Source organism: Cupriavidus sp. 8B, assembly GCF_054589115.1.
Map to the genome: position 1 here is coordinate 1 of NZ_BAAILO010000329.1, position 6,140 is coordinate 6,140.

Below are 6,140 nucleotides of genomic sequence, written 5' to 3' on the forward strand. Positions count from 1 at the left end.
GTGTTGCGCTTCGTGCGCTGGTACAACGACGAGCACCGACACAGCGGCCTGAAATACGTCACGCCAAGCCAGCGGCATCAGGGCAAAGCTACCGCACTGTTGGCGCAGAGAACGGCGCTGTATGAAGCCGCGCGCGCCCGGAATCCGCAGCGTTGGACCGCGGGCATCCGCAACTGGGAACTCCCAGATGCGGTGTACCTGAACCCGGAGCGAGCGCAGCAAAACGCAGAGAATTACAAGCAAGCAGCGTAACGGCTGAGGCGACAACTACCTTGACACACGCCGCGAGTAAAGAAAAGTGACATCTCACACGTTCCAAAACGGCCAACACCGCCCAGCCGCGACAGCAGCTAGAACATGAAAACCCCGCCCACAACGCACGCCCCCGCGTCAGCGGGCCACTCCACTATGCCAACCCAAGCCGATTCAAACCTCACCAATACCAACAGCCTTCGCGAAAAATTCAGCGGAACGGAATATTAGCGATCCAGCTTACTCCAGCGCGACGCCCTTGCGCTCCGGGATCAGAAACAGCGTAGCAAGGATATCCAACACATAGATCAACGCCAGCACGGCAATAGCGGTGCCGAACGAATAGCTGGCGGCCAGCGCGCCCACCACCAGCGGGCCAAAGCCGCCCACCCCGCGGCCGATATTGAACAGCACGTTCTGCGCGGTAGCGCGGGCCTGCGTCGGATACAGCTCCGAGATCAGCGCCCCATAGCCGCCGATCATGCCGTTGACAAACAGGCCCATCACCGCGCCGCCGAACAGCAGCGCGTAGGGGGTCGAAAGCTGCGAGTAGACAAAGACCATCACCACCGACCCGACCTGGTAGATCAGGAAGGTAGGCCGGCGACCGATGCGGTCCGCGAGCTGGCCGAACACCCAGATGCCGATGGCCATGCCGATGATGGTCACCGAGGTCCACAGCGCGGACTTGGTCAGCGAGTAGTTGAACTGCTTGGCGAGGTAGGTCGGCATCCAGATCATCAGGCCGTAGTAGCCGAAGTTCTGCACCGAGCACAGCACCACCACGCCCAGGCTGGCACGCGCCGTCGCGGCGTCGGCCACCAGCATCTTGAGCGGATTGCCCTTGCGCGCCACCTTGCTGCTGGCAACGAACACTTCCGGCTCGCCGATAAAGCGGCGCACCACGAACGACGCCACCGCCGGCAGCACGCCAATGGCAAACATGCCGCGCCAGCCGATATACGGCAGCAGCGCCGGCGTGAGCAGCGCCGCGGCAAGCACGCCCGCCTGCCAGCCAAGGCCCACATACGAGGAAACGCGGGCACGCTGGCCGGGCCGGCAGGCCTCGGTGGCCAGCGCCATGCCGATGCCGAACTCGCCGCCAAGGCCAAAGCCGGCGATGGTCCGGTAGGCCAGCAGGTCCCAGTAGCCCTGCGCGAGCGCGCACAGGCCGGTGAAGACGGCAAACAGCAGGATGGTCCAGGTCAGCACTTTCACCCGGCCCACGTAGTCGCTCAAGATGCCGAAGACGATGCCGCCGGCCACCGCGCCCACCAGCGTCCACGTCACCAGCGAGCCCGCCTGGGTGCGGGTCAGCCCGAGGCCGGCGGAGACCGCGCTCAGGATAAAGCCTAGGATCAGCAGGTCAAAGCCGTCCAGCGCGTAGCCAACCGCCGAGGCGATCACGGCCTTGCGGGCGTAGACGTCCTGCTCTTGTTCAGTGAGGCCTTGCCGGCCGTGCGGTAGATTTGCCACCGCGGCCGGGTCCAGCCCGGTCACCGCGGCGGCGTTGGCGTTGCCCTGTGTCATGTCGTTTCCCGTGCGCCACAAGCGAAAAATTTTGCGAGATTCTACTCTCGTGGCTAGCGGCTGGCCTGGAAGGGGGGACGAGAACGATCAGGGTGGAATCAGACGGGGAGCGCCTTGGCGTGAGCATGAGGCTGATGACCACGAACGAACACATCATGTCGCTGATCGTTCCTATGCCTTACCAGAGACGCTCCGCCAATTGGCTGCAATCGACCCGGCGCTTTCCATCGATTTCCTGTCGTTCTTTGTGCGGCGCCTGGTCTCGTAGGGGGAGCCGGGAGGGCCAGGGCCCTCCGACCTTCAAACCGGCAAACCCTTTGCCCTCAATACCGCATCGAACCGTTCCTGATCCGTGGTCCCGGTGCGGTTGCCCTCGCGGATCTTCGCTTCCTTTTCCAGATGCGCCCGCGTCTTGCGCAGCACCTCGGCGGCTTCGGCAGCCGGCACGGCGATCACGCCATCGGCGTCTCCCACCACCAGGTCGCCCGGCATCACCACCAGCCCGGCGCAGGACACCGGCACATTGATCTCGCCCGGGCCGTCCTTGCTCGGGCCGCGATGCGTGTGCCCCCGGGCAAAGATGGGCATGCCCTCTTCCGCCCATTCGCACAGGTCGCGCACCGCGCCGTCGATCACCAGGCCGCCAAGCTTGCGCGCGATGCAGGTGGTGCGCATCAGGCCGCCCACCAACGCCTGCGTCACGTCGCCGCCGCCGTCGATGACCAGCACGTCGCCGGCCTCGACCATCATCAGGGCCTTGTGGATCATCAGGTTGTCGCCGGGCCGCACGCGCACGGTCACGGCCGGGCCGCACAGCACGGTATCCAGGCGGGCATGGTACTGGCGCAGGCCGATGGCGCCCACGTTACGGCTCATGGCATCGCCGATGGCGGCCACCGGCATTGCGCGCAAGGCCGCGACGATATCGGCCGCCGGGCCCGGCGCGCGCGGGTTGATGCGATAGCCGGGGGGCCACTGCAGTGGTTGGGATTCGTTGATCATGGCGAAACTCCAAAGCGGATGGTGCGAGCGCCAGGCACGGCGCTCGCGGATATTTTGTCAGCGCAATGCCTCGCACGCCAGGCGCAGCCGCCGCAGGCCTTCCTGCAACTGTGCAACCGAGGTGGCAAAGGATATGCGGAAAAACGGCGACACGCCATACGCGCCGCCCTGCAGCACGGCCAGGTTCTGCGCCTCCAGCAGGTAGAGCACGAAGTCTTCATCGGTCTCGATCCGCTTGCCCTCGGGCGTGAGCTTGCCGAGCAGGCCAGCACAGGAGGGATACACATAGAAGGCGCCCTGCGGCGAGTGGCACTGGAGGTCCGGGATGCGGTTGAGTTCCGCCACCACCATGTCGCGCCGCGACTGGAAGATGCGCGTGCGCTCGGCGATGTAGTCCTGCGGGCCGCTCAGTGCTTCCAGCGCAGCGGCCTGGCTGATGGACGACGGATTGGACGTGCTCTGCGACTGCAGCTTGACCATGGCCTTGACCAGCGCGGCTGGCGCGCCGCCGTAGCCGATGCGCCAGCCCGTCATGGCGTAGGCCTTGGATACGCCGTTGATCGTGAGCGTGCGCGCCTTCAATTGCGGCTCGACCTGCGCAATGGTGCAGAACGCGCGGCCGTCGTAGAGGATGTGCTCGTAGATATCGTCTGTCATCACCCACACCTGCGGGTGCCGCAGCAGCACCTCGGCCAGCGCCTTGAGCTCCGCGCGGGAGTACGCCGCGCCGCTCGGGTTGTTGGGCGCGTTCAGCACCAGCCAGCGCGTGCGCGGAGTGATGGCGCGCTCCAGGTCCTCCGGGCGCAGCTTGAAGCCGTTCTCCGGCGGGCAGTCCACGAAGACCGGCGTGCCGTCGGCCAGTAGCACGATGTCGGGGTAGGACACCCAGTATGGCGCCGGGACAATGACCTCATCGCCCACGTCCACCGTGCACATCAACGCGTTGAAGATGATCTGCTTGCCGCCGGTGCCGACGATGATCTCGCTGGCCGCGTAGTCCAGGCCGTTGTCGCGGCGGAACTTGTCGGCGATGGCCGCCTTGAGCTCGGGGGTGCCACCGACATCGGTGTACTTGGTCCTGGACGCCGACATGGCGCGGGTGGCGGCTTCGCAGACGTTCTGCGGCGTGTCGAAATCGGGCTCGCCGGAAGTGAGGCCGACGATATCCCGGCCGCTGGCGCGCAGTTCACGCGCGCGTTGTCCTGCCATCGAGCTGGGCGACGGCTTGATCCTGTTGAGGCGGGCTGCAATGAGAGTCATGGTCTGGGCGCTGTCTTCGGTAGCGTGAATGGATAAGGTCAGGCAAGCTTGCGATGCTGGCGCAGGTAGGGAACGAGCCCGCCGGCGGCGCGGATGGTCAGCACGATGTCCGGCACGGGCTCGCAGGAAATGCGGCGGGTGGGCGCCTCGGGGTCAGGGCCCACCATCAGTTCGGCGCTGGCGCCGTCCAGGCGCAGCGTCAGCGGGTCGCCTTCGGCAATGCCGGCGATATCGACGGTATTGGCGGTATCGGCGGTGATCAGCAACAGGCCGTTGTTGATGGCGTTGCGCCAGTAGGTGCGCGAGAAGCTCCGCGCCACCACCACGCGGATCCCGGCGGCGAGCACCACCGTGACCGCCACTTCCATCGCGGAGCCGCAGCCGAAGTTATGCCCGGCCACCAGGATGTCGCCATCCGCCACGCTGGCGGCAAAGGCGGGATCGATATCCTCCAGCAGGTAGCGGCGCAGCACCTGCGGGTCCAGGCTGTCCTTCTTGCGGCTGGAGGCGATCAGGTAGTCGGTGTTGATGTCATCGCCAAGCAGGCGGGCGCGGCCATGGATGACGGACGCGGCGCTGGCTGCGGCGTTGACCCTGGTTTGCGGCAATGTCATTGCGCCACCTCGCGCGGATCTACCAGGTGGCCGGTAACGGCCGCGCTGGCACAGGCGCGCGGCGACGCCAGGAAGATCTCCGATGTGCGATTGCCCATGCGGCCCTTGAAATTACGGTTGGCGGTGGAGATCACGCGCATGCCATCGGTGGGAATGCTGCCGCAGGTACCGCAGCAGGCACCGCAGCCGGGCGGCTGGATCTGCGCGCCGAACGCTGCGAACGCCGCCAGCAGGCCGTCGCTCTCCAGCTCGGCGCGCACCGCTTCCGATGCCGGCGTCACCACCAGCCGCACGCCGGGCGCCACGCCACCGCCCGCGCGCAGCACGTCCAGCGCCTCGCGGTAGTCCTTGCTGCGCCCGCCGGTGCAGGTGCCGAGGTAGACCATGTCGATCTTGGTGGCCGGCGCCTGGGCCAGATCGAGCACGTCGTCCACGCGGTGCGGCAGCGCTACCTGCGGCGTGACCGTGGTCAGGTCGAAGTCGAGCGTATCGACATAGGTAGCGTCTTCATCCGCCGCTACCGGCACATAGGCCTGCGCGGTACGCCCGGCAAGGTACGCGGCCGTGCAATCGTCGAAGGGGAACAGGCCGGCCTTGGCACCCATCTCCACCGACATATTGGCCAGCACGATGCGGTCGTCCATATCGAGCGCGGCAAGGCCGGACCCGGCGAACTCCAGCGCGAGGTAGCTCGCGCCGCCCGCGCCGATGCGGCGCGCCATGGCCAGCGCCAGGTCCTTGGCCGACGCGTAGGCCGGCAGGGCGCCATGCAGGCGGATACGCAGCGAGCCGGGCACCTTGAGCCAAAGCTGGTTGCACTGCAGGACGCCGGCCAGGTCCGACGAGCCGATGCCCGTGCCGAACGCGTTGAGCGCGCCGTAGGTCACGGCATGCGAGTCAGCACCGGCCACGAGGTGCCCGGGCAAGACCCGCCCGCGCTCCAGCATGAGCTGGTGACCGATGCCCTCGCCCACCTCGAACACGCCGACGCCATGCGCCAGCGCGTAGTCCCGCGCGATGTCCTGCAAGGCCAGCGCGCGCGCGCCGGAGCCGGCGCCGTAATGATCCAGCGCAAAGACCACGCGCCCGGGCCGGGCCGGTCCCGGCAAGGCCTCGCCCTGCGGCTGCATCTGCCGCAGGTAGTCGAGCGCCATGGGGATCGAGCCGTCCGTGCCCATGGTGGCATCCGGCTCGCAGATCGCCAGGTCGCCGGCGCGCAGGTCGCGCCCGGCGGCGCGCGAGAGCAGCTTCTCCGCCAGCGTCCTGCCGCCGGTACCGGTGCCGGGGGTATCCAATACGTTCATCGCCTGCACCGGATCAGTTCAGCTTGAGGTTGGCGCTCTTGACGACCTTCCCCCACTTTTCATGCTCGGATTGAATCTGGCGTCCAAACACCTCGGGCGGGCCGCCAACGGGCTCCACGCCAAGCTGCACCAGCTTTTCCTTGACCTCCTCGGTCGCCAGGATCCGGTCGAGGGCGCG

General features: G+C 67.0%; 5 protein-coding genes and 1 pseudogene. 1 reads left to right on the forward strand and 5 read right to left on the reverse strand.

Translation table 11 applies throughout. The features are described from left to right. Positions 1-252 (forward strand): annotated as a pseudogene (locus ACYP5B_RS32885) (IS3-like element ISPpr7 family transposase); the annotation flags it as partial. A 240-nt stretch (positions 253-492) separates the two neighbouring features. Here the strand turns inward: ACYP5B_RS32885 and ACYP5B_RS32890 are convergent. The 5 genes from ACYP5B_RS32890 to ACYP5B_RS32910 form a co-directional block, all read right to left on the reverse strand. Beyond that, complete coding sequence (locus ACYP5B_RS32890) at positions 493-1,782, reverse strand: MFS transporter (RefSeq protein WP_400102324.1); 1,290 nt, start codon at positions 1,780-1,782, stop codon at positions 493-495. Positions 1,783-2,082: 300 nt separating this feature from the next. Continuing rightward, positions 2,083-2,784: an RraA family protein gene (locus tag ACYP5B_RS32895; protein WP_318237317.1), complete on the reverse strand. Its 702-nt coding sequence runs from the start codon at positions 2,782-2,784 to the stop codon at positions 2,083-2,085. Positions 2,785-2,841: 57 nt separating this feature from the next. Further along, a complete protein-coding gene (locus tag ACYP5B_RS32900; protein WP_459572415.1) occupies positions 2,842-4,044 on the reverse strand; it encodes a pyridoxal phosphate-dependent aminotransferase in 1,203 nt (400 codons plus the stop codon). A gap of 38 nt (positions 4,045-4,082) precedes the next feature. Continuing rightward, positions 4,083-4,658 carry a LeuD/DmdB family oxidoreductase small subunit gene (locus ACYP5B_RS32905; RefSeq protein WP_400102322.1) on the reverse strand — a complete coding sequence of 192 codons (576 nt, stop codon included), beginning with the start codon at positions 4,656-4,658 and terminating at the stop codon, positions 4,083-4,085. Next, positions 4,655-5,962: an aconitase/3-isopropylmalate dehydratase large subunit family protein gene (locus ACYP5B_RS32910; protein ID WP_400102321.1), complete on the reverse strand. Its 1,308-nt coding sequence runs from the start codon at positions 5,960-5,962 to the stop codon at positions 4,655-4,657. Before ACYP5B_RS32910 ends, ACYP5B_RS32905 begins: the two co-directional genes overlap by 4 nt. Positions 5,963-6,140 lie beyond the last annotated feature (178 nt).